Source organism: Mycobacterium sp. Dal123C01 (genome assembly GCF_052566995.1).
This window is the reverse complement of record NZ_CP199580.1, coordinates 906,126-926,896: the sequence shown is the minus strand read 5'-3', so window position 1 is coordinate 926,896 and position 20,771 is coordinate 906,126. Positions and strand designations below refer to the sequence as shown.

General features: G+C 65.7%; 18 protein-coding genes. 12 read left to right on the top strand and 6 right to left on the bottom strand.

Going from position 1 to position 20,771, the window contains the following annotated elements; all coding sequences use genetic code 11:
- Positions 1-22: 22 nt before the first annotated feature.
- Entirely contained in the window at positions 23-169 is a 147-nt protein-coding gene (locus tag ACTXG5_RS04395) for a metallothionein (RefSeq protein ID WP_445162527.1), read from the bottom strand.
- Positions 170-377: 208 nt separating this feature from the next.
- Here ACTXG5_RS04395 and ACTXG5_RS04390 point away from each other — a divergent pair, with 208 nt between their 5' ends.
- Positions 378-1,037, top strand: coding sequence for an O-methyltransferase (locus tag ACTXG5_RS04390; RefSeq protein ID WP_445162526.1), 660 nt, complete (start codon positions 378-380; stop codon positions 1,035-1,037).
- 162 nt (positions 1,038-1,199) lie between these two features.
- Positions 1,200-1,640, top strand: coding sequence for an SPW repeat protein (locus ACTXG5_RS04385; RefSeq protein ID WP_445162525.1), 441 nt, complete (start codon positions 1,200-1,202; stop codon positions 1,638-1,640).
- Between the two features lie 7 nt (positions 1,641-1,647).
- On the opposite strand, the gene ilvD is transcribed toward ACTXG5_RS04385, so the two are convergent.
- Complete coding sequence (gene ilvD, locus ACTXG5_RS04380; RefSeq protein ID WP_445162524.1) at positions 1,648-3,363, bottom strand: dihydroxy-acid dehydratase; 1,716 nt, start codon at positions 3,361-3,363, stop codon at positions 1,648-1,650.
- A 104-nt stretch (positions 3,364-3,467) separates the two neighbouring features.
- On the opposite strand from ilvD, the gene ACTXG5_RS04375 reads away from it, so the two are divergent.
- From ACTXG5_RS04375 to ACTXG5_RS04365, 3 genes are all read left to right on the top strand, one after another.
- Complete coding sequence (locus tag ACTXG5_RS04375) at positions 3,468-3,758, top strand: metal-sensitive transcriptional regulator (protein WP_313865114.1); 291 nt, start codon at positions 3,468-3,470, stop codon at positions 3,756-3,758.
- A gap of 140 nt (positions 3,759-3,898) precedes the next feature.
- A complete protein-coding gene (locus ACTXG5_RS04370; protein ID WP_445164260.1) occupies positions 3,899-5,140 on the top strand; it encodes an MFS transporter in 1,242 nt (413 codons plus the stop codon).
- A gap of 117 nt (positions 5,141-5,257) precedes the next feature.
- Positions 5,258-6,283, top strand: a complete 1,026-nt coding sequence (locus ACTXG5_RS04365) for a L,D-transpeptidase (protein ID WP_445162523.1) — start codon at positions 5,258-5,260, stop codon at positions 6,281-6,283.
- An 11-nt stretch (positions 6,284-6,294) separates the two neighbouring features.
- On the opposite strand, the gene ACTXG5_RS04360 is transcribed toward ACTXG5_RS04365, so the two are convergent.
- On the bottom strand, positions 6,295-7,416 hold the full coding sequence (locus tag ACTXG5_RS04360; protein WP_445162522.1) for a carbon-nitrogen hydrolase family protein: 1,122 nt from the start codon (positions 7,414-7,416) through the stop codon (positions 6,295-6,297).
- A 459-nt stretch (positions 7,417-7,875) separates the two neighbouring features.
- Here ACTXG5_RS04360 and ACTXG5_RS04355 point away from each other — a divergent pair, with 459 nt between their 5' ends.
- From ACTXG5_RS04355 to ACTXG5_RS04335, 5 genes are all read left to right on the top strand, one after another.
- Positions 7,876-8,172, top strand: coding sequence for a DUF485 domain-containing protein (locus tag ACTXG5_RS04355; RefSeq protein WP_445164259.1), 297 nt, complete (start codon positions 7,876-7,878; stop codon positions 8,170-8,172).
- On the top strand, positions 8,169-9,803 hold the full coding sequence (locus ACTXG5_RS04350; RefSeq protein WP_445162521.1) for a solute symporter family protein: 1,635 nt from the start codon (positions 8,169-8,171) through the stop codon (positions 9,801-9,803). The genes ACTXG5_RS04355 and ACTXG5_RS04350 overlap by 4 nt, the downstream gene beginning before the upstream one ends.
- Before the next feature lie 18 nt (positions 9,804-9,821).
- Complete coding sequence (locus tag ACTXG5_RS04345; protein WP_445162520.1) at positions 9,822-10,619, top strand: TrmB family transcriptional regulator; 798 nt, start codon at positions 9,822-9,824, stop codon at positions 10,617-10,619.
- An 82-nt stretch (positions 10,620-10,701) separates the two neighbouring features.
- Positions 10,702-11,307, top strand: a complete 606-nt coding sequence (locus tag ACTXG5_RS04340; RefSeq protein WP_445162519.1) for a TetR/AcrR family transcriptional regulator — start codon at positions 10,702-10,704, stop codon at positions 11,305-11,307.
- On the top strand, positions 11,297-13,540 hold the full coding sequence (locus ACTXG5_RS04335) for a molybdopterin-dependent oxidoreductase (protein WP_445162518.1): 2,244 nt from the start codon (positions 11,297-11,299) through the stop codon (positions 13,538-13,540). Before ACTXG5_RS04340 ends, ACTXG5_RS04335 begins: the two co-directional genes overlap by 11 nt.
- Here ACTXG5_RS04335 and ACTXG5_RS04330 read toward each other — a convergent pair.
- Positions 13,524-15,509, bottom strand: a complete 1,986-nt coding sequence (locus ACTXG5_RS04330; protein WP_445162517.1) for a M13 family metallopeptidase — start codon at positions 15,507-15,509, stop codon at positions 13,524-13,526. The two genes, ACTXG5_RS04335 and ACTXG5_RS04330, sit on opposite strands and share 17 nt — an antisense overlap.
- 77 nt (positions 15,510-15,586) lie before the next feature.
- Between ACTXG5_RS04330 and ACTXG5_RS04325 the strand changes: the two genes are divergently transcribed.
- Together ACTXG5_RS04325 and ACTXG5_RS04320 are read left to right on the top strand one after the other, a co-directional pair.
- On the top strand, positions 15,587-16,237 hold the full coding sequence (locus ACTXG5_RS04325; protein ID WP_445162516.1) for a hypothetical protein: 651 nt from the start codon (positions 15,587-15,589) through the stop codon (positions 16,235-16,237).
- Entirely contained in the window at positions 16,234-16,923 is a 690-nt protein-coding gene (locus ACTXG5_RS04320; protein WP_445162515.1) for a hypothetical protein, read from the top strand. Before ACTXG5_RS04325 ends, ACTXG5_RS04320 begins: the two co-directional genes overlap by 4 nt.
- Before the next feature lie 4 nt (positions 16,924-16,927).
- Here the strand turns inward: ACTXG5_RS04320 and ACTXG5_RS04315 are convergent, their stop codons facing one another.
- The gene (locus tag ACTXG5_RS04315) at positions 16,928-17,437 is read right to left on the bottom strand and encodes an XRE family transcriptional regulator (protein WP_445162514.1); all 510 of its coding nucleotides are present in this window, start codon (positions 17,435-17,437) and stop codon (positions 16,928-16,930) included.
- A complete protein-coding gene (locus ACTXG5_RS04310) occupies positions 17,434-20,460 on the bottom strand; it encodes an MMPL family transporter (RefSeq protein WP_445162513.1) in 3,027 nt (1,008 codons plus the stop codon). The genes ACTXG5_RS04315 and ACTXG5_RS04310 overlap by 4 nt, the downstream gene beginning before the upstream one ends.
- Positions 20,461-20,771: the final 311 nt, after the last annotated feature.

Sequence of the window (20,771 nt, the reverse complement as noted above, 5' to 3'; positions counted from 1 at the left end):
ACGCACGACCGGCCGACGGCTTTTACTTGACGGGCACCAATTGGTCACCGCAGGTGCAGCGGTAGGCCTCGGCTGAGCCTGAGCAGTGGCATTCGACCTCGATGCGGACGCGACATCCGCACCCGTCGTGACCGCAGGTCAGCAGGGTCCCCTCGTCGTACTGCGCCATCTGAATCACCCTTGTCCGTTACGGGATTCCGGTGGATTCACCGGAATCCGGTGGTTGTTTCCCGTGGTTGCCCTGGGCGGGCCGCCACCATCTCAATGTATACCCCATACGGGTATCTGGTAAAGCATCGGAGCGGTGTCCGTGCTGGACCGGACGGGTGACCAGGTGCTACGGCGAAGGTCCGGCGGTCGCGACTAGCGTCGATCACATGACCGAGAAACCCACCCCTCAAGACGTCGATGCCTTCTTGGACAGCACCGTCATTGGTGACGATCCGGCGTTGGCCGCGGCCCTGGAAGCCAGCAACGCGGCCGGGCTACCTCAGATCGCCGTGTCGTGGCAGCAGGGCAAGTTCCTGTCCCTGCTGGCCACTGCGACTGCGGCGCGCCGCATTCTCGAGATCGGCACCCTCGGTGGCTTCAGCACCATTTGGCTGGCGCGCGGAGCGGGCCCGGACGGACGAGTGGTGACGCTGGAATACGAGCCCAAACATGCCGAGGTCGCACGCGCCAATGTGCAGCGGGCCGGTGTCGCCGACCGGGTGCAGGTGGTGGTCGGCGCGGCGCTGGAAACCCTGCCGACGGTGGACGGTGGTCCTTTCGACTTGGTGTTCGTCGACGCGGACAAAGAGAACTATGTCGCGTACCTGGAGTGGGCGGTCAAACTGGCCCGCCCCGGCGCACTCATTGTGGTGGACAACGTCATTCGTGAAGGCGGGATCCTGTCGCCGGAGTCCGCCGACGCCAAGGTGAGTGCGACGCGCCAGACATTGCAGGCGATGGGTGAGCACCCGCGGCTGGACACAGCGGTGATCCAGACCGTCGGAGCCAAGCATTGGGACGGTTTTGCGATCGCGTTGGTGAGGTAGCTCGGAATCGGCGAAATGCGCTGAGCCGTGGCTATTTCGCGGCATGAATTTTCGTTGCTGGCGCGGCCTAATCGCGCGTACTCTTGAGAAGATGGATGGTTGGCAGTGAGCCCACAGTGCTTGTTGTACAACGGGCTTGCTGCATAACAGAAAGGTCACAAAATGAGCACAGTCCATTCATCAATCGATCACCACCCCGACCTGTTGGCGCTGCGCGCGAGCTATGAGCGCGTTGCCGAGTCGATGAGTGCGCATCTCACCTTCGGACTGAGTCTGTTGACGGGCCTGTATGTGGCTGCTTCACCGTGGATCGTCGGTTTCGGTGCGACGGGATCGCTTTCCACGTGTGATCTCGTGGTCGGGATCGCGGTGGCGTTCTTGGCATATGGGTTCGCGACAACGCTGGACCGCGCGCACGGGATGACCTGGATCTTGCCGGTACTCGGCGTGTGGGTCATCGTTTCGCCGTGGATTCTGCCGGGCGTCACGCTGACTGCCGGCATCATCTGGTCGCATGTTGTCGCAGGTGCATTGATGACGTTCTTGGGTCTCAACGCCACCTACTTCGGCATGCGTACGCGCGCCGCGACTAGCCACGCATAGTGCAGGGTTAGCCGCAAACCGCGCCGATCGCCGCCGAGCTGACCAGCTTGACGTACTTGGCCAGTACGCCAGTCTTGTAGCGCTGCGGGGGAGGTGTGAAACCTTCTCGCCGAGAATCGAATTCGGCTGGATCGGTTAGCACGTCCAGCGTTGCGCTCTTGACGTCGAGCCGGATCCGATCGCCATCACGCAGGAAGGCGATGGGTCCGGCGTCGACCGCCTCCGGCGCGACGTGCCCCACGCACAGGCCGGTGGTCCCGCCGGAGAACCGGCCGTCGGTCAGTAGCAGCACGTCCTTGCCCAGCTCCGCGCCCTTGATCGCGCCCGTGATAGCGAGCATCTCGCGCATTCCGGGCCCGCCCTTGGGGCCTTCGTAGCGGATCACCACGGCGTCCCCCTTGGTGATGGTGCCGTCCTCGAGGGCGTCCAACGCGGCGCGCTCTCCGTCGAAAACCCTTGCGGTGCCCTCGAATACATCGGAGTCGAAACCGGCCGACTTGACCACCGCGCCGTCGGGCGCGAGCGACCCGCGCAGGATGGTAATCCCGCCCGTCGCGTGGATCGGCTTGTCCAGCGCGCGCAGCACCTTGCCATCGGGGTCCGGCGGAGCGATGTCGGCCAGATTCTCGGCCACCGTCTTACCGGTCACCGTCAGACAGTCGCCGTGCATGAGCCCCGCATCCAACAGTGCCTTCATCACCACCGGCACGCCGCCGACGTGGTCGACGTGCGACATCACGTGACGGCCGAACGGCTTGACGTCGGCGAGATGCGGCACCTTCGATCCGATCCGGCTGAAGTCGTCGAGCGACAGCGCGACTTCGGCCTCGTAGGCGATGGCTAGCAGGTGCAGCACCGCGTTGGTCGATCCGCCGAAGGCCATCACCACGGCGATCGCGTTTTCGAACGCCTCCTTGGTGAGGATGTCGCGCGCGGTGATGCCGCGTCGCAGCAGTTCGACGACGGCCTGACCGCTGCGCCGCGCGAACCCGTCGCGGCGGCGGTCGGTGGCCGGCGGAGCGGCGCTGCCCGGCAGTGACATGCCCATCGCCTCGGCGGCGCTGGCCATCGTGTTGGCGGTGTACATGCCGCCGCAGGCGCCTTCGCCGGGGCAGATCGCGCGCTCGATGGCGTCCACGTCGGCGCGGGACATCAGCCCGCGCGCGCACGCGCCGACCGCCTCGAAGGCATCGATGATCGTGACCTCGCGCTCGCTGCCGTCGGAGAGCTTGGCCAGCCCCGGCAGGATCGAACCCGCATAGAGGAACACCGAGGCCAGGTCCAGCCGGGCGGCGGCCATCAGCATGCCGGGCAGCGATTTGTCGCAGCCGGCCAACAGCACCGAGCCGTCGAGGCGCTCGGCCATCATGACGGTTTCGACGCTGTCGGCGATCACCTCGCGCGACACCAGCGAGAAGTGCATGCCCTCATGGCCCATCGAGATGCCGTCGGAAACCGAGATCGTGCCGAACTCCAGCGGATAGCCGCCGGCCGAGAACACGCCGTCCTTGACCGCCTTCGCGAGTCGGTCCAGGGAAAGGTTGCACGGCGTGATTTCGTTCCATGACGATGCGACGCCGATCTGCGGCTTGGCGAAGTCGTCGTCGCCCATGCCTACCGCGCGCAGCATGCCCCGTGCGGCGGCCTTTTCCAGGCCGTCGGTGACGTCACGACTGCGGGGTTTGATGTCGACGAGCTGGGCCGCATCGGTGGTTGAGGGCATCGTTCAATTATGCGCGGGCGCAGCACGCTGCAATACGCGGGTGATACCCCACAGGGGTATAGTGTGAGGTCAGGCGCGTATCGAGAGGGGCTTGAAGGATCGAGATGACGACTGCACACGGCTATTCGCAGCAGAAAGACAATTACGCCAAGCGGCTGCGGCGCATCGAGGGTCAAGTGCGTGGCATCGCGCGGATGATCGAGGAAGACAAGTACTGCATCGACGTCCTTACGCAGGTCAGCGCCGTGAACAGTGCGCTGCGGTCGGTGGCGCTGAACCTGCTCGACGAGCACCTCAACCACTGCGTGACCCGCGCCGTCGCCGAGGGTGGCAGCGACGCCGACGAGAAGCTTGCGGAGGCATCGGCCGCGATCGCGCGTCTCGTTCGTTCCTGATCGGTGACGTAGTTGAGACCGATGTTGCGGCCCTAACCGGGCCGAAGGCGCTGTTGCGGTCCGTACGGTAATGCAGTGTGATCGCATTAGGCACGACGACCCAGGAACTGGGAAGCCCGGCCGATACCGCATCCCACCCCATGACTGCCGAAACCGGAACAGCCGCCGCAACCGCGCGAACCTGGACGCCCCGGATCGCCGCGCAACTGACGGTGCTGGCCGCGGCGGCCTTCATCTATGTCACGGCCGAGATCCTGCCGGTGGGCGCCCTGTCCCCGATCTCCCGGGACCTGCACGTCAGCGTCGTCTACGTGGGGACCCTGCTGACCTGGTATGCCCTGGTCGCGGCCCTGACGACGGTTCCGCTGGTGCGCTGGACCGCGCATTGGCCGCGCCGGCGCGCGCTGATGCTCAGCCTGACCTGCCTGACCGCCTCGCAGGTCATCTCGGCGCTCGCACCTAGCTTCGAAGTGCTGGCCGCGGGACGGGTGCTGTGCGCGATCACCCACGGCCTGCTGTGGGCGGTGATCGCCCCGATGGCCACCCGGCTGGTGCCACCCAGCCATGCGGGACGCGCGACCACGTCGATCTATGTCGGCACCAGCCTGGCGCTGGTGATCGGTAGCCCGCTCACGGCGGCGTTGAGCCTGATGTGGGGCTGGCGGCTGGCGGTGGTGTGCGTCCTGGCCGCAGCGGTCATCGTCACGATCGCCGCCCGGGTCATGTTGCCGGAAATGGTGCTCACCGAGGGTCAGTTGGCTTGCGTCGGCCCGCGGTCGCGTCACCACCGCAACGGCCGGTTGATCACGGTGAGTGTGCTCGCGATGGTCGCGGTCACCGGGCATTTCGTTTCCTACACCTACATCTCGGTCATCATCCGCGACGTCGTCGGGGTGCGCGGGCCGAATCAGGCCTGGTTGCTGGCCGCCTACGGGCTGGCCGGCCTGCTGTCGGTGCCCCTGGTGGCGCGGCCGCTGGACCGCCGGCCGCGCGGCGCCGTCATCGTGTGCATGGCGGGATTGACCGGCGCCTTCGTGGTGCTGACCGCGCTGGCGTTCGGCGACCGCACCACCGCGGCGACCGCCCTGGTCGGGACCGCCGCGATCGTGCTGTGGGGGGCCTTGGCCACCGCCGTGTCGCCGATGATGCAATCCGCCGCGATGCGCAATGGGGCCGACGACCCCGACGGGGCGTCCGGCCTGTACGTGACCGCGTTCCAGGTCGGCATCATGGCCGGCTCGCTGTCGGGTGGTCTGTTGTACGAGCACAGCGTGGCGCTGATGCTCACCGCGTCGGCGGGTTTGATGGGGATCGCATTGGTCGGCGTTGCGGCCAACAAGCGGATGCTGGACGTTGCCCCGTCAAGCTCACTCGATTCATAACTTGGCAGCTCAGCGCGCTGGATTGCACGCCTGCTCGGTACCGCGCCCAGCGCGGATTAGGTAGCTGGTCACGCCGCTATGCCACACTGGGTCCAGCAACTGTCTGGAGGGATGCATATGTCGGGCTGGACGAGGGCAAGCCTCTTCGCGGCTCTGAACGCAGCCGGAATCGCCGCTGTGTTGGTGCTGGGATCCGGCCCTGCGTTGGCGGATCCGGACCCCGTTCCCGGCGACCCGGGCGTGGTCGCCGCGCCTCCTGCTCCGCCGCCGCCCTTCGAGCTGCCTCCGTTGCCGGGTTTGCCGCCGCCACCTCCGCCTCCGCCGGGTGATCCGCTGGCACCGCCTCCGCCGCCGTGGGCGCCGCCGGTGGCACTGCCGGCCGCCGCGGGTACCGCTGACGGGCAGGACCCGACCCCGTTCACTGGCACGGCGCCGTTCGGGACGCCGTCGTTCGTCCCGAAGACCGGCTCGATGGTGGGTGTGGGACAGCCGATCATCATCAATTTCCCGGGGCGCGTTGATGACTCCGGCGCCGCCCAAGCCGCCGTGCACGTGTCGTCGATCCCGCCGGTCCCGGGCAAGTTCTACTGGATGACCCCGACCCAGTTGCGCTGGCGCCCGCTGAGTTTCTGGCCCGCCAACACTGCGGTGAACATCGACGCGGGCGGCACCAGGTCAAGCTTCCGGACCGGAGACTCGCTGATCGCCACGGCCGACGACGCCACCCACCAGCTCACCGTCACGCGCAACGGCACCGTGGAGAAGACGATCCCGATGTCGATGGGTATGACGTCCGGTAACCACCAAACCCCCAACGGCACTTACTACGTGCAAGAGAAGATGCCCTCGGTGGTGATGGACTCGTCGACCTACGGGGTTCCGGTCAACTCGACATACGGCTACAAGGTGACCGTCGAGCTGGCCGTCCGGTTCGACAACGTCGGCGACTTCGTGCACAGCGCCCCGTGGTCGGTGGATGACCAGGGCAAGCGCGACGTCAGCCACGGCTGCATCAATATCAGCCCCAGCAACGCGAAGTGGTTCTTCGACAACTTCGGTCCGGGCGATCCCGTCATCGTGAAGAACTCCAGCGGTGGCTCGTACAAGAAGAACGACGGCTCGAGCGACTGGATAACCAACTAGCCAGACGGCCCCTAGGCCGAATTGTTCGTGACGATGACGTGGTCGTCGGTGGTCGATGCTGGTGCGTCGGCCCGGGCCCAAGACCGCTGATCGATTGAACCGTGATTCGGTTCGCTCGCAGCGTGATTCGTACGCAGAATCGCTGGGCGGCTCATGTCGACCGACAGGCTGAAGATGTCCGCACGGTTGTAGGTGCCGACGATGTCGTGGGCCTGCTTGGCGATGACCTCCTTCTGCAGGTCGACCTCGGCGTGCAGGATCCCTTCCTGCTGGGTCATCGGTCCGGCGACAACCTGACCGTCGGGGCCGATCACCATCGCGGCGGGAGGGGCTGCCGTCAAGGCCTTTTCGATGCGGGCGTCGCCGCGGGCTACCGCCCGGATGGCAGTCTCGTCCAGCGTCGTCGCCGCGACAACGACGAACACCTTGCCCTCGAACGCGTGGGCGGCGCTGCGAAGCCGGATGAACTCGGCGAGGTCGTAGTCGAAGTCCTGGGACCGGCCGTCGAACGGCCAAGCCGGTGGGTAGGTCGCGATATGCAGCCGTTCGCCCTGGGCGAGCAGGGTGAATCTCGCCAGCGTGTTTGTGTTTTCGCCACAGATGAGCGCGCCGAGGTGCCATCCGCCGAGTTCGACCGGCCGCAGGTCGTGAGCGTCGCCGTGTGACCAGGTCAGACGCTCGTACCAGGTCGCCACGAGCTTGCGACGGTGATTCACCAGCCGCCCGCTCGGGTCGAACACCAGGTTCGAGTTCCAGAGTTGGCCCAGGCTGTTCGGGTTGCGTTCGTTGACCCCGATGGACAGTGTCACCCCGTACGCACGGGCAATGCGGCCGAGACGCTCCGTCTGAGGACTGGGCACGACGATCGACTCGGCAACGAGACGCTCGTGCCAGCCATGTTGATCGATCGGAGCCAGAACAGCGTTCCAGACCGGGAATCCGGCCAGAAATGCCTCGCCGAAGACGACCAACTGCGCGCCGTCCCGAGCCGCGCTTGCGACGAGGTCGTCCACTTTGTCGAGACTGGCCTGCAGGTCGAGAAAGACAGGGGCCGCGTTGACGGCGGCGACGGCCACCTTCGGGAGGTCGAGCGATGACATGTCGTTGCCCTTCTCGAGATTGTTCTGATCCATTGACAATATTTGGGGTGCCGGTCGACACGCGAATCCCACTTTATCCGCGGCTGATTGGCTGTCAATCGGATTGTCCTGCCGTTGATTCCGGCGTGACTGTCGACATTTCTCGACAACCAAGTGCGGGTGGAAGTCTCTGCCAAAGACGTAGGAGGTAAAGGCTTTCACTGTTAAGTTGCCGATGGCGAATCGCCACTTATAGTGATGCACAACACTATTCAATGCTCTCATCCAGTGTGTCGACACTTAGCGACACACCGTTTTGTGCTGAATTCGGAGGCTCACGTGTCACAGCCAACGGCGAGTAGCGAACAGCAGAGGGACCCTACCGGTCCCATTGCGTCGCCGCAATCACCCGACAATGGCTATTCGGCGAACAATTCGACCTCGGTAAGCCTCGCTGCCGGCCCGGGCGAAGAACCGCACGCGGCAAGAACGACGCCGAATCCCGACGACTTCGTGCGCATGCAAGCCTCCCCGGAGTTCCAGGATCTGCGGGACCGACTGCGCCGATTCGTCTTTCCGATGACGGCGTTCTTCCTCACCTGGTACCTGGCCTACATGTTGCTCGCCACGTATGCGCACGCATTCATGTCGACAAAGGTGTTGGGCCACATCAACTTAGGTGTGGTGCTTGGGTTTGGCCAATTCGTCACGACCTTCGGGATCACGATTCTCTACGTGAGGTTCGCCGGACGAACGCTCGATCCGCGTGCCGCGATGATCCGCAACGAACTCGAAGGAGCGGGCGAGTGACCGCTACCCTTGCTGCTGCTGCCAACGTCGGAAATCCACTGGTCAACATCGCAGTCTTCGGGGTGTTCGTCGCCGGCTCGATGGCATTGGTGATCCGGGCCGGTCGAACGACCAAGAGGGCCACCGACTTCTACACCGGTGGAGGTCAGTTCTCGGGCGCGCAAAACGGATTCGCGATCGCCGGTGACTACTTGTCGGCCGCGTCTTTCCTCGGCGTGTCCGGCGCCATCGCGATTTACGGATATGACGGATTCCTCTATTCGATCGGTTTTTTGGTGGCGTGGCTGGTGGCGCTGCTCTTGGTCGCGGAGTTGCTGCGGAACACGGGTCGGTTCACGATGGCCGATGTGTTGAGTTTCCGGCTCAGCCAGCGTCCAGTCCGCATGGCCGCCGCCTTGTCGACCCTCACGGTCTCGCTGTTCTACCTGCTTGCCCAGATGGCCGGTGCCGGTGGACTCGTCGCGTTGTTGCTCGACGTCCGGAGCCAGGTTGGCCAGTCGACTGTGGTCGCGGTCGTCGGTGCGTTGATGATCGCCTACGTGCTCATCGGCGGGATGAAGGGCACCACATACGTGCAGATGGTGAAGGCCGTTCTGCTGGTGACGGGGGCGGCGATCATGTTTGCACTCGTCGTGATCGCGGTGCGTGGCGATTTCTCCAAGCTGCTCGCCAATGCCCAAGCGGTGGTAGACCATTCGCACAACGAGGCCGTCGCCGGTCGAGACATCCTGGAACCGGGAGCCAAGTACGGCGCGACTCAGATCACCAAGCTGGACTTCCTGTCGCTGGGCATCGCTCTGGTGCTGGGAACCGCCGGTCTGCCCCATGTGCTGATGCGCTTCTACACGGTTCCCACCGCCATCCAGGCTCGCCGCTCGGTCACGTGGGCGATCGCCTTGATAGGTGGCTTCTACTTGTTCTCGTTGGCCATCGGCTACGGCGCGGCCTGGCTGGTCGGTCCTGACGTGATCCTCGCGACCGCCGGAAAAGAGAACTCCGCGGCGCCGCTGCTCGCGTTCAAGTTGGGCGGAACCGTGTTCCTCGGTGTGATCGCCGCCGTCGCATTCGCCACGATCCTGGCGGTAGTGGCCGGATTGGCGATCACCGCGGCCACCTCGTTCGCTCATGACATCTACGCCGGTGTGATCAAGCGGGGCGAGGCCACCGAGGAGCAGCAGGTTCGGGTATCGCGCTACATGGTCGTGGTGATCGGGATCCTGGCCATCGTTCTCGGAATCCTTGCGATGGGCCAGAATGTGGCGTTCCTGGTGGCCCTGGCATTTGCCGTCGCCGCCTCGGCGAACCTGCCGACCCTGCTGTATTCGCTGTTCTGGAAGAAGTTCAACACCACCGGCGCCTTGTTCAGCATCTATGGCGGGCTGGTCAGTTGTCTGGTGCTCATCATCTTCTCGCCCGCGGTTTCCGGAAATCGCTCGGCGATGTTCCCTCACCATGACTTCGCCTGGTTCCCGCTGGCGAACCCGGGAATTGTCAGCATTCCGCTGGCGTTCGCGCTCGGCATCGCCGGAACCTACCTCGGGCGACGCCGGCCCGAGGATCCGGCCAAGCAAGCAGAAATGGAAGTTCGATCTCTCACCGGCGTCGGCGTGGAAAAGGCCCTCGTCCATTGACGATCAGAGAGACACGCGATGTGGGCAGAGCTGGTTGAAGCCGGGCTGGAACCGAAGGAGGCTCGCTTCTACCTGGCTGCGCTCAACATGGACTCGGCAACGATTGCCCAGCTCGCCGAGGCATCGCGGATCAGCCGCACCAACGCCTACGACATCGCCAAACGCCTTGCCCAGCGTGGGTTGATCTCGCTGATCGAAGGTGGCAGTCATCGCGATGATCCGAAAGCCCGCGGACGCCCCAGAACCATTGTGCGAGCGGCAGATCCGCAATGCCTGCTGGACGAATGGAGTCAGCGGCGCCGGGTCCTGGAATCAGTGGTGCCACAGCTGCGCGCCTTTCATGCCAAGGCCGGCACGGCTCCTCGGATGCGGTATCTAGCGGGCGCGAGTGGTATCAGGACGGCGTTGTTCGAGACCTTGGACTGGCCTTCGCCGCTGCGTGGCGTGCTGTCGATGCACGACTTGTTGAGCGTGCCGGGAGTCGAGGCGATGGAGGAGTACATCGCCGGCCGCCGTGAGCGTCAATTGTGGCTGCATGTGCTGAGGTCACCCGAGAAGGATCTGCCCGGCGGCTGGCCCACCAGCCATGACGACTATCGCCGCACCCGTTATGTGCCCGCTGAATACCTCTTCACGATGTCGATGATCATCGGCGACGTGTCAGCGGCGATGATTTCGTCCAAGCGCGAGAACTTCGCGCTGGTGGTGGAGAGCCTCGAGTACGTCGAGATGCACCGCAACCTGTTCGAAGTTCTTTGGGCCGCCGCCGCTGAAGATCCGCCCGCGCGCGATACCCAGAGCCGCCGCAGCAGCTGATCCCCGCCAATGTCGGGCTGGGGCCTTTCGCCGGCCACTGATTATGTATAGCATCATACATAGCCTGGTAGAGGGGGTCCCGATGCGAAGTCCACGCGAGCGGATGGTCGTCTCGGCTGCGCTGTTGATCCGGGAACGGGGTGCTCACGCCACCGCGATCTCCGACGTGCTGGCGCACAGCGGCGCGCCGCGCGGGTCGGCGTACCACTACTTCCCCGGCGGTCGAACTCAACTGCTTTGCGAGGCAGTCGATTACGCCGGCGATCACGTCGGCTCCGTTATCGCGAAGGCCGACAGCGGCCTCGAACTGCTGGACACGCTGATCGACAAGTACCGGCGCCAGCTGCTTGACAGCGATTTCCGCGCCGGCTGCCCGATCGTGGCCGTGTCCGTGGAATCCGGCGACGGGGAGGACCGTGAGCGGATGCTGCCCGTGGTCGAACGCGCGGCCGCGGTATTCGACCGCTGGACCGGCCAGATCACGCAGCGCTTGATCGCCGACGGCATACCCGCCGAGCAGGCCGGCGAACTGTCGATGCTGACCATCTCGGCACTCGAGGGCGCCATTGTGCTGGCCCGGGTGCGGCGCGACGTGGCGCCGCTGGATCTCATTCACCGTCAGCTGCGCAGCTCGCTGCTGGCTGGCTTAGAAACGACCCCTGAAGGGAAGTCCCGCGATGACCGCTGAATGGCAGTCCACCGCATGCATCCTCTGCGAATGCAACTGCGGCATCGTCGTCAACGTCGAAGATCGCACGCTGGCCCGCATCCGTGGCGACAAGAACCATCCGGCGTCGCAGGGCTACACCTGCAACAAGGCGCTACGGCTGGACCACTACCAGAACAACGGCGCTCGACTGACTTCGCCGATGCGCCGGCGCGCCGACGGGACCTACGAAGAAATCGATTGGGACACCGCGATTGTCGAGATCGCCGAGGGATTCAAGCACATCCGTGACACCTATGGCGGGGACAAGATCTTCTACTACGGCGGCGGCGGACAGGGCAACCATCTGGGCGGCGCCTACAGTGGCGCCTTCCTGAAGGCACTGGGGTCGCGGTACCGGTCAAATGCGCTGGCACAGGAGAAGACCGGCGAAGCATGGGTCGACGGACATCTGTACGGCGGCCACACCCGCGGCGAGTTCGAGCACGCCGAAGTGTCGGTGTTCGTCGGGAAGAACCCGTGGATGTCACAGAGCTTTCCCCGAGCTCGGGTGGTGCTCAACGAGATCGCCAAGGACCCCAACCGGGCGATGATCGTGATTGACCCCGTCGTCACCGACACCGCGAAGATGTCCGATCTCCACTTGCGGGTGCAGCCGGGCACCGACGCCTGGTGCCTGGCCGCCCTGGCCGCAATCCTCGTTCAGGAAAACCTTTGTAACGAAGCATTTCTGGCCGAGCACGTGCACGGCGTCGACACCGTGCGCGACGCGCTGCGCGACGTCCCGGTCGGCGACTACGCGCTGCGCTGCGGGGTGGACGAAGAGCTGCTGCGGGCCGCGGCGCGTCGCGTCGCCAGCGCCGAGAGCGTCTCGGTATTCGAAGACCTCGGAGTTCAGCAGGCGCCCAACAGCACCCTGAGTTCCTACCTGAACAAACTGCTCTGGATTCTCACCGGCAACTTCGCGAAAAGGGGCGGCCAGCACCTGCATTCGTCGCTGGCGCTGCTGTTCAGCCAGGTTTCGGGGCGCACCCCCGTCACCGGCGCACCCATCATCGCCGGCCTGGTGCCCTCCAACGCCGTGCCCGAGGAGATCCTCACCGACCACCCGGACCGGTTCCGGGCGATGATCGTCGAAAGCGCTAATCCCGCCCACTCGCTGGCCGACTCGACGGCGTGCCGGGCGGCTTTTCAGGCGCTGGAACTGATGGTGGTCGTCGATGTGGCGATGACCGAGACGGCAAGGCTGGCTCACTACGTGTTGCCCGCGGCATCCCAATACGAGAAGACCGAAGCCACCTTCTTCAATTTCGAGTTCCCGCACAACGGCTTTCACCTGCGCCGGCCGCTGCTCGAACCACTACCGGGAACGCTGCCCGAGCCGGAGATCTGGGCACGGCTGGTGCGCGCGCTCGGCGTCCTCGGCGAGGCGGACCTGCGGCCCCTGCGCGAGGCCGCCGAACAGGGTCGCCAGGTTTTTGCCGAGGCGTTTCTCACCGCCGTGGCCGCCAATCCGACTGTGGCGAGGCTGGCTCCGTACGTGCTCTACGAAACCCTCGGGCCGACGCTGCCCGACGGTATGTCCGGAGCCGCCGCGGTGTGGGGGCTGGCCCAGAAGACCGCGATGACCTACCCCGAGGCCGTGCGGCGAGCCGGCCACGCCGACGGCAACGCGCTGTTCGACGCCATCCTGAACAGCCCGTCGGGAGTCACGTTCACCGCGCACAACTACGAGGACGACTTCGCGCTGATCAGCCACGCCGATCACCGGATCGCCCTCGAAATCCCCGAAATGCTGGACGACTTACGGGCACTGGCCGCCATGCCGCCGCAACTCACCACGTCGGAATTGCCCATCGTGCTATCGGTCGGCGAACGGCGCGCCTACACCGCCAACGACATAATCCGCGACCCGTCCTGGCGCAAACGCGACGCCGACGGAGCACTGCGCGTCAGCGTCGAGGATGCCCAGAACCTCGGGCTTGTCGACGGTTGTCGGGTGCGCATCACCACCGCCGCCGGCAGCGCCGAGGCGACCATCGAGATCACCGAGACGATGCTTGCCGGACATGCGGCCCTGCCCAACGGTTTTGGGCTCGACTACATCCACAAGGATGGGGAAACCGTCATCCCCGGCGTCGCGCCGAACGCGCTGACGTCGACGGGGTGGCGTGACTCCTATGCCGGAACGCCCTGGCACAAGCACGTGCCGGCTCGCATCGAGGCGTTGGCGGGAGTCAGTTCCAGATCCTGACCCGGCGCGCCGGCGCCAGGAACAACTCGTCGTCCTCGGCAACGTCGAAGGCTTCGTAGAAGGCGTCGACGTTGCGGATCACACCGTTGCACCGGAACTCCGGCGGGGAATGTGGATCCACGGCTATCCGTCGAATCGCTTCTGCCCCACGAGATTTAGTGCGCCACACCTGGGCCCAGCCGTAGAACACCCGCTGCACACCGGTCAGGCCGTCGATGACCGGGGCGGGCTCGCCCTGCAGCGACAGCTGGTAGGCCAACAGGGCAATGGATAGCCCGCCCAGGTCGCCGATGTTCTCACCGACGGTGAATGCACCGTTGACGTGGTGGGCGCCGTCGAGTTCCCGGGGAATGTAGGCCTCGTACTGCTCGATGAGCGCCTTGGTCCGGGTACCGAACTCGCTGCGATCGTCGTCGGTCCACCAGTCGACCAGGTTGCCGTCGCCGTCGTACTTGGCGCCCTGATCGTCGAAGCCGTGCCCGATCTCGTGTCCGATCACCGCGCCGATCCCGCCGTAGTTGGCGGCGTCGTCGGCTTGGGCGTCGAAGAACGGCGGCTGCAAAATCGCTGCGGGGAAGACGATCTCGTTCATCCCCGGGTTGTAATACGCGTTGACGGTCTGAGGTGTCATGAACCATTCGTCACGGTCCACCGGTCCACCCAGTTTGGCCAGCTCGCGGTCGTGGTTGACCGCGTACCCGCGTTGGTAGTTGCCGTACAGGTCGTCGCGGTCGATCACCAGGGCAGAGTAGTCGCGCCACTTCGACGGGTAGCCGACCTTGGCGGTGAACTTGCGCAGCTTGGTCTGCGCGCGCTCCCGGGTCTGCGGCGTCATCCAGTCCAGGTTGCTGATGCTGATCCGGTACGCCTCTTGCAGGTTGTCCACCAACGCGTCGATGCGGGCCTTGGCGTCCGGCGGGAAATGCTGGTCCACGTAGAGCTTTCCGACGGAATCGCCCATCAGGCTCTCCACCAGTGAAACCCCTCGCTTCCAGCGGTCCCGGATCTGCTCGGTCCCGGTCAGCAGGCGGCCATAGAAGTCGAAGTCCGCCGCAACCAGGGCGTCGGTCAGCCACGAGGCGCGGGCGCGGATCAACCGCCAACGCGCCCAGCGCTTCCAGTCGTCGAGGTCTTCGCTTTCCCACAACGCAGCGAAGGCAGTGAGGTAATCAGGCTGGCGCACAACGACTTCCGAAACAGTCTCGGGATCACCGCCCAGTGCGGTGACCCAGCCGGTCCAGTCGAAGCCCGCGCCTTCGGTCTGCAGCTGCGCGAAGGTGCGCAAGTTGTAGGTCAGGTCGGCGTCGCGGCGTTTGACCACATCCCAGTGTGCGGCAGCAAGTTTGGTCTCCAGCGCCACGATGCGGGTTGCGGTATCGGCGTGGTCGTTCGCGTCCCCGCCGTACACCAGGCTGAACATTCGCGCGATGTGGCCCGGGTAGGCCGTGAGCACCTCGGCGTGCTGCCCGTCGCGGTAGTACGACTCGTCGGGCAACCCGATGCCGGATTGGTTGACGTGCACCAGGTAGCGGGTCGAGTTCTTGGCGTCGGTGTCCACGTAGACGCCGACGCCGCCGCCCACCCCGGTGCGCTGCAGGGCGCCGACGGCCGCGGCCAATGCCGCCGAATCGGCGGCGTCGTCGATGGTGGCCAGCTCGTCGAGCAGCGGTTGGGTTCCCCGGCGTTCGACGGCGTCCTCGTCGAGGAAACTGGCGTACAGGTCGCCGATGCGTTGCGGGTCGCTGCCCGCTGCGGCGCTGCTGTTGCTCGCTTCGATGATCAGGTCGCGCACCTGCTCTTCGGCCTGGTCGAACAGGGTGCGGAAGGCGCCGTCGGTGGCGCGGTCCGGAGGGATCTCGTATTCGGCCAACCAGCGACCGTTCACATGACCGAACAGGTCGTCTTGGGGACGGGCATTTTCGTCGATATGGCTCAGGTCGAGGCCCGAGCGGATGGCCGCATACGTCACCCCGCCATCCTTCCATCTCCCGCGCGCCGGGCGCCTGCCGCGCCGAGCGCGACCGGGGGCGGGGTACCCTCGCGCCCATGCCTGAGGGCGAACAGACCGAGCCAGCAACCGAAGACGATGTTGCCGACGCGCAGGACGCCGAGGCCAGCGCCGCAGAACCCGAAGCCGCCGACGGTGTGATCCTTTCTCCGTATGGCGTCGCCTCGGCGGTACTCGGCGTGCTGTCGGTCGCCGCGATCGTGCTCGTCGCAATCATCTGGTCCACCCACCGCGACGAGGCCGCCGAGCGCACCTACCTGAGCCGCGTCATGCAAACCGCCGCCGACTGGACGGGCGTGCTGATCAACATGAACAGCACGAACGTCGACCCCAGCCTGCAGCGGCTGCATGACGGGACGGTCGGCGAGCTCAACACCGATTTCGACGCGACGGTGCAGCCCTACCGGCAGGTGGTCGAGAAACTGCAGTCGCAAAGCAGCGGGCGGATCGAGGCGGTGGCGATCGAGACGGTGCACCACGACCTGGATACCCAACCCGGGATCGCGCGGCCGGTGGTCACCACCAAGCTGCCGCCGTTCGCCACCCGGACGGATTCGGTGATGCTGGTCGCGACATCGGTCAGCGAGAACGTCGGCGCCAAACCGCAGACGGTGCACTGGAACCTGCGCCTCGATGTCTCCAACGTCGACGGCAAGCTGATGATCTCTCACCTGGAGTCGATTCGATGAGAAACCTGGGCCGGCTGCTGGCGTTCGACATCCTGGCGCCGCTGGCCACAATCGGCGCGCTGCTGATGATCGGGGTCATCCTCGACTGGCCACTGTGGTGGGTCGCGGCGTGTTCGGTGCTGTTGGTGCTGATCGTCGAGGGGGTGGGGGCCAATTTCTGGCTGCTGCGCCGTGATTCGGTCAGCGTCGGTACCGACGACGACGCGCCGGGGCTGCGGCTGGCCGTTGTCTTGCTGTGCACGGTCGCCCTGTCGGCTGCCGTGCTGACCGGATACACACACTGGACGAGCACGGACCGCCAGTTCAAGAAGGATTCGCGAGACGTGGTCCAGGTCGCCAGCGGGATGGCCGAGGCGATGGCGTCGTTCACCCCGAGTTCCCCGACCAGCTCCCTAGACCGGGCCGCGGCGATGATGGTGCCGGAGCGCGCGGACGCGTTCAAGGAGGAGTATCAGAAGTCCAGCGTCGATCTCGTGCAGCACAACGTCACGGCGCAGGCCTCCACACTGGCGGCCGGAGTCGAAGCGATCGGACCCACGGCGGCCAGCGTGACGATCATCCTGCGGGTAACCCAGAACACTCCGGGTAAGCCGCCCAGTCGGGCGGCGCCGGCATTGCGGGTGGCACTGATCAAGCGGGGCAGCGACTGGCTGGTGTCCGACGTGCTGCCGATCAACGCCCGCTGAGGGGTCAGTTGGATTCGGGCGAGGGTTCCGACTTGACCTTCACGAACCGGTCCGACAGCCGGCGTATCCGGATCATCAGCGAGGCCGACGGGCTGACGCTGCCGTCGAGGTAGGTAGCCAGATCCTCGGGCGCCACCCCGATACGGGCCGCAAACTCCTGCTGAGCCAGGCCGGACCGCTCGATCAGCAGCCGCACGTGGCGGGCCACCTCGGTGCGTTCGTTGGCTTCCAGGTGGGTGCGAGCGCGCTCCAGTACCTCCCACATCGCTTTGGAGATGCCATAGGGGCGGGTGCCGTCGAGGACTTCCTCCACCTGGCGGGCGGTGCGGCCGAACGGGTCACGTTTCAGCGCGGCGGCAATCCGCTTCCAGGTGTCGATGTCGCCGCCCTGCAGCGCCGAGCGGATGGCCGACGTCGGCCAGAACTCGACCGGTTGATCGAAGTCATGGGGGGGACCCTCCGCGGCGGGCTGCTGTTGCGGCGGAACGCGGCGTCGGTCGGCTGCCAACGTCACCTCGCCTCCTCCAGCATTGCGACGGCCACCGACAGACAGCGCTGCCGGACCTCATCCCAGTCTGCCTTGGCGTCTGGTTCCGCGAGATCGTCAGGCGAATCGGACGGATTCGGATCCGCGAGTTGACGGACCAACTCGGAGGCGATCCATTGCTGCCTGGGTGGTTGACAACAGTAATACCTGTCCATTCCGGCGAGCACCACAGCAGCCGTCTCGGGTTCTAATGTGTCGACCATGTCAGCAAATTCGGCATAATCGCGGCTGCTGTTACGGCACATGATCAGATAACCCTTGAGACGAAGCGTCTCGGCGCCGGTCGGGACCTGCAGCCGATCCCCGGTGGGCAATTGCACATGGGTGGTTTCCACCGGGCTGCGGCGTGCGTAATGCGGCCGGTCAGCGGTGCCGGCCTTGGAGATGCGCTGGGCCTCGAGCGCGTCGATGGCAACCGACAACCGCCCCCGCCACAGTGTCACGGGATGGACGGGCCGGTCGCCCCACGGCATGGCCCGGGCGATGCTGTTGCGGGACGCCAGGCCGTCGACCAGCTTCTTGGCCGCCGAATTACCGTTGGTGCCGGTTCTCAACTCGCCGGCGCCCACGCCGACGCCGACGACGTCCTCGTCGATGTTGACCTGGTGCGGAATCTGTCCGGGGCCCTGACCGCGGGTTTCCTCGGTCAGCTTGGCGTTGCGACCACAGCCGCTGAACGCCAGCGGATCGGCCACGCAGATGGCGTCGGGCGCCAGGTGCTTGAGCTTCGCGGCCGATTTGAGCACCATCCGCAGGTCCGCGCTGGGCGCTGTCAGCGCCGAGATGTCGTCGGGAATGACGACGACGTCAGCGAGGTCGACCTCGGGCAGCGGCCGGTCGAAGTCGACCGACGGCAACACCCGGGCCAGCCATCGGGGCAGCCACCAGTTCCACTGGGCGAACATCGCCATCAGCGCCGGCACCAGCACCAGCCGCACCACGGTCGCGTCGACCGCGATCGCGACCGCGCAGGCCACCCCGATTTCGGCGACCAGCGGCATGCCGGCGAACGCGAAGCCGATGAACACCGCGATCATGATCAGGGCGGCGCTGGTGATGGTGCGCGCGCTGGTGCTCACGCCGTACGCGACGGCATCCCGGGTGTTCCCGGTACGCAGGAAGCGTTCCCGGATGCGGGTGAGCAGGAAGATTTCGTAGTCCATCGACAACCCGAACGTCATCGCCAGCACCAGCGGGGGCACGGTGCTATCGATCGACGTGATCTGGGCGAAGCCGAGATCCTTCAGCCAGCCCCATTGGAAGACCATCACCAGGCTTCCGTAGGCGGCGGCCACCGACAGCAATGTCATCAGGACGCCCTTGAACGCCAAGAACACCGAGTGGATCGACAGCAACAGCATCACGAACGCGATCAGCGCGACGAACAGCAACACCAGTGGCTCGGTCGCCGAAACCCGGTCGTCGAAATCCTTGATCAACGCGGTCGGGCCGCCGACGTCGACGCGCGCCGTCCCCTCGTCGGCAACCATGGGTAGCTGGGCGCGCATCCAGTCGACGGTGTGGCGGGCACCCATGTCCTCGGGATCGACCGACAACACCGCGGACAGCAAAGCGCTGGTGTTGTCATCGGCGAACTGCACCGGGGTCACCGAGACGATGTTGGGGGCCTGCGTCATTCGCTGCCGGATGGCGGCCAACGCCTGGCTGTGGTCGGGTGCCGACGCACCGCCGTCGGGAAAACTGACCAGCACCTGAACCGGGCCCAGCGCGCCGGGCCCGAGCGCTTGGGATGCCCCGGCGACCCCGGCGCGGATCTCGTGCGAGGAGTCGAACTGGCGCAGCAGGCTGTTGCCCAGCACCATCGATGCCGCCGGTGCCGCCATCAGGAGCAGTACCGCGGTCGCCGCCAGTGACGATATCCACGGCCGGCGCATCACCGATCCGACCCAGCGATTCCAGAACCGGGACTGTGTGCTCTCCGGTCGGCGCGACCAGTGCAGCAGCGCGGACCTCTTGGCGGCCGCGCGGCCGAACGTCCCCAGCACCGCGGGCGTCAAGGTCGTCGATGTCAGCATTGCGACCGCGACGGCCAGAATCGCGCCGGTAGCCATCGATTTCAGCGCCGGGGTGTTGATCAGGTAGATCCCGGTGAGCGAGGCGACGACGGTCATCCCGGACAGCACCACCGCCAGCCCGGAGGTGGCCATCGCGGCATCCACCGCTTCGCGGTGCTCGCGCCCGGCACGCAGTTCCTCGCGGAACCGCATCAGGATGAACAGCGAATAGTCCACGGCGAGCGCGATGCCGAACATCGACACCGTCGAGGTCACGAACACCGACATCGCGGTGTAGGCCGACAAAAAGTAGACCAGGCCCATGGTCACCACGACCGTGCAGACGCCGAGGGCCAGCGGTATCGCCGCGGCGGCCAGCGAGCCGAACACCGCGAGCAGGACCATCAAGATGATCGGCAGATTCCAGCGCTCCGCCTCGGCGATGTCATGTTTGGTGTTCGCCGCCGCGGCGGCGCTGAGCGCACCCTGCCCGATGACATAGAGGCGCACCCGGCCCTCCGCGGTCTGCCCGGATTGGTCGCCCTTGACGCCGACCTGCTGGCGTAGCCGCTTGGCGATATCGCTGGTTTGAGCGTTGCGGGCGTCCAGCCGCAGCGTCAGCACATAGGGCCGGTCGGGTTGCGGCGGGCGCTGCGCGGGATTCGTTTTTTCCGTGACGCCGGGGAATTCGCCGGCAATCTGTCGCAGTTGAGCCACTGCGTTGTTCATGTCCTCGTAGCTGGCGTCGGGACGGGGGGCCGCCACCAGCGCCAACGAGGACGCCCCGAGGTCGTGGTACTGCTCCTCGAGCTGATCGTGGACCCTCAGTGACTGCGAGCCGGCCACTTCGAAACCGCCGCCGGTGAGATTCCCCGACTGCGTCATGGCCAAATAGATCGCCGGGACCAATGTCAGCAACCAGCCTGCGAAGACCAACCATCGGTACCTGCGCAGGCTGCGACTGAGGCGCATCATAAACTGCTGGATTTCAGGCTCCCCGAGTTTTCTCGCTTACGCGTGCTGGCGAGAATACCGCAGCAGCCTATGTATTAGTTGGGCTTAACGAATTCGTGAGCTGCGCATACGCCTCTGTAGCCAAGACGCGGCCAAGTCGTTGCGAACCGGTGACCAAGCAGGATCTCCGTCACACCAGCTGGCAGGGCACTGGCCCGGATGGCAGGATATCGCTGGGCCGCGCGGGGGCTCTGGGGAACCCCGCAATGCATGAGGTCTGCGATCGCAGCCGTTTGCCCTCCGCCGTAATCGGCGGCCGCGGCAAACCGTCA

Excerpts from the sequence above, each read along its gene's own strand:
- ACTXG5_RS04325 (WP_445162516.1), top strand. The coding sequence starts at position 15,587 with ATGCCTGAGGGCGAACAGACCGAGCCAGCAACCGAAGACGATGTTGCC.
- ACTXG5_RS04360 (WP_445162522.1), bottom strand. The coding sequence starts at position 7,416 with ATGGATCAGAACAATCTCGAGAAGGGCAACGACATGTCATCGCTCGAC.
- ACTXG5_RS04390 (WP_445162526.1), top strand. The coding sequence starts at position 378 with ATGACCGAGAAACCCACCCCTCAAGACGTCGATGCCTTCTTGGACAGC.
- ACTXG5_RS04395 (WP_445162527.1), bottom strand. The coding sequence starts at position 169 with ATGGCGCAGTACGACGAGGGGACCCTGCTGACCTGCGGTCACGACGGG.
- ACTXG5_RS04335 (WP_445162518.1), top strand. The coding sequence starts at position 11,297 with ATGACCGCTGAATGGCAGTCCACCGCATGCATCCTCTGCGAATGCAAC.
- ACTXG5_RS04340 (WP_445162519.1), top strand. The coding sequence starts at position 10,702 with ATGCGAAGTCCACGCGAGCGGATGGTCGTCTCGGCTGCGCTGTTGATC.
- ilvD (WP_445162524.1), bottom strand. The coding sequence starts at position 3,363 with ATGCCCTCAACCACCGATGCGGCCCAGCTCGTCGACATCAAACCCCGC.
- ACTXG5_RS04310 (WP_445162513.1), bottom strand. The coding sequence starts at position 20,460 with ATGATGCGCCTCAGTCGCAGCCTGCGCAGGTACCGATGGTTGGTCTTC.
- ACTXG5_RS04370 (WP_445164260.1), top strand. The coding sequence starts at position 3,899 with ATGACTGCCGAAACCGGAACAGCCGCCGCAACCGCGCGAACCTGGACG.
- ACTXG5_RS04375 (WP_313865114.1), top strand. The coding sequence starts at position 3,468 with ATGACGACTGCACACGGCTATTCGCAGCAGAAAGACAATTACGCCAAG.
- ACTXG5_RS04320 (WP_445162515.1), top strand. The coding sequence starts at position 16,234 with ATGAGAAACCTGGGCCGGCTGCTGGCGTTCGACATCCTGGCGCCGCTG.
- ACTXG5_RS04385 (WP_445162525.1), top strand. The coding sequence starts at position 1,200 with ATGAGCACAGTCCATTCATCAATCGATCACCACCCCGACCTGTTGGCG.
- ACTXG5_RS04345 (WP_445162520.1), top strand. The coding sequence starts at position 9,822 with ATGTGGGCAGAGCTGGTTGAAGCCGGGCTGGAACCGAAGGAGGCTCGC.
- ACTXG5_RS04365 (WP_445162523.1), top strand. The coding sequence starts at position 5,258 with ATGTCGGGCTGGACGAGGGCAAGCCTCTTCGCGGCTCTGAACGCAGCC.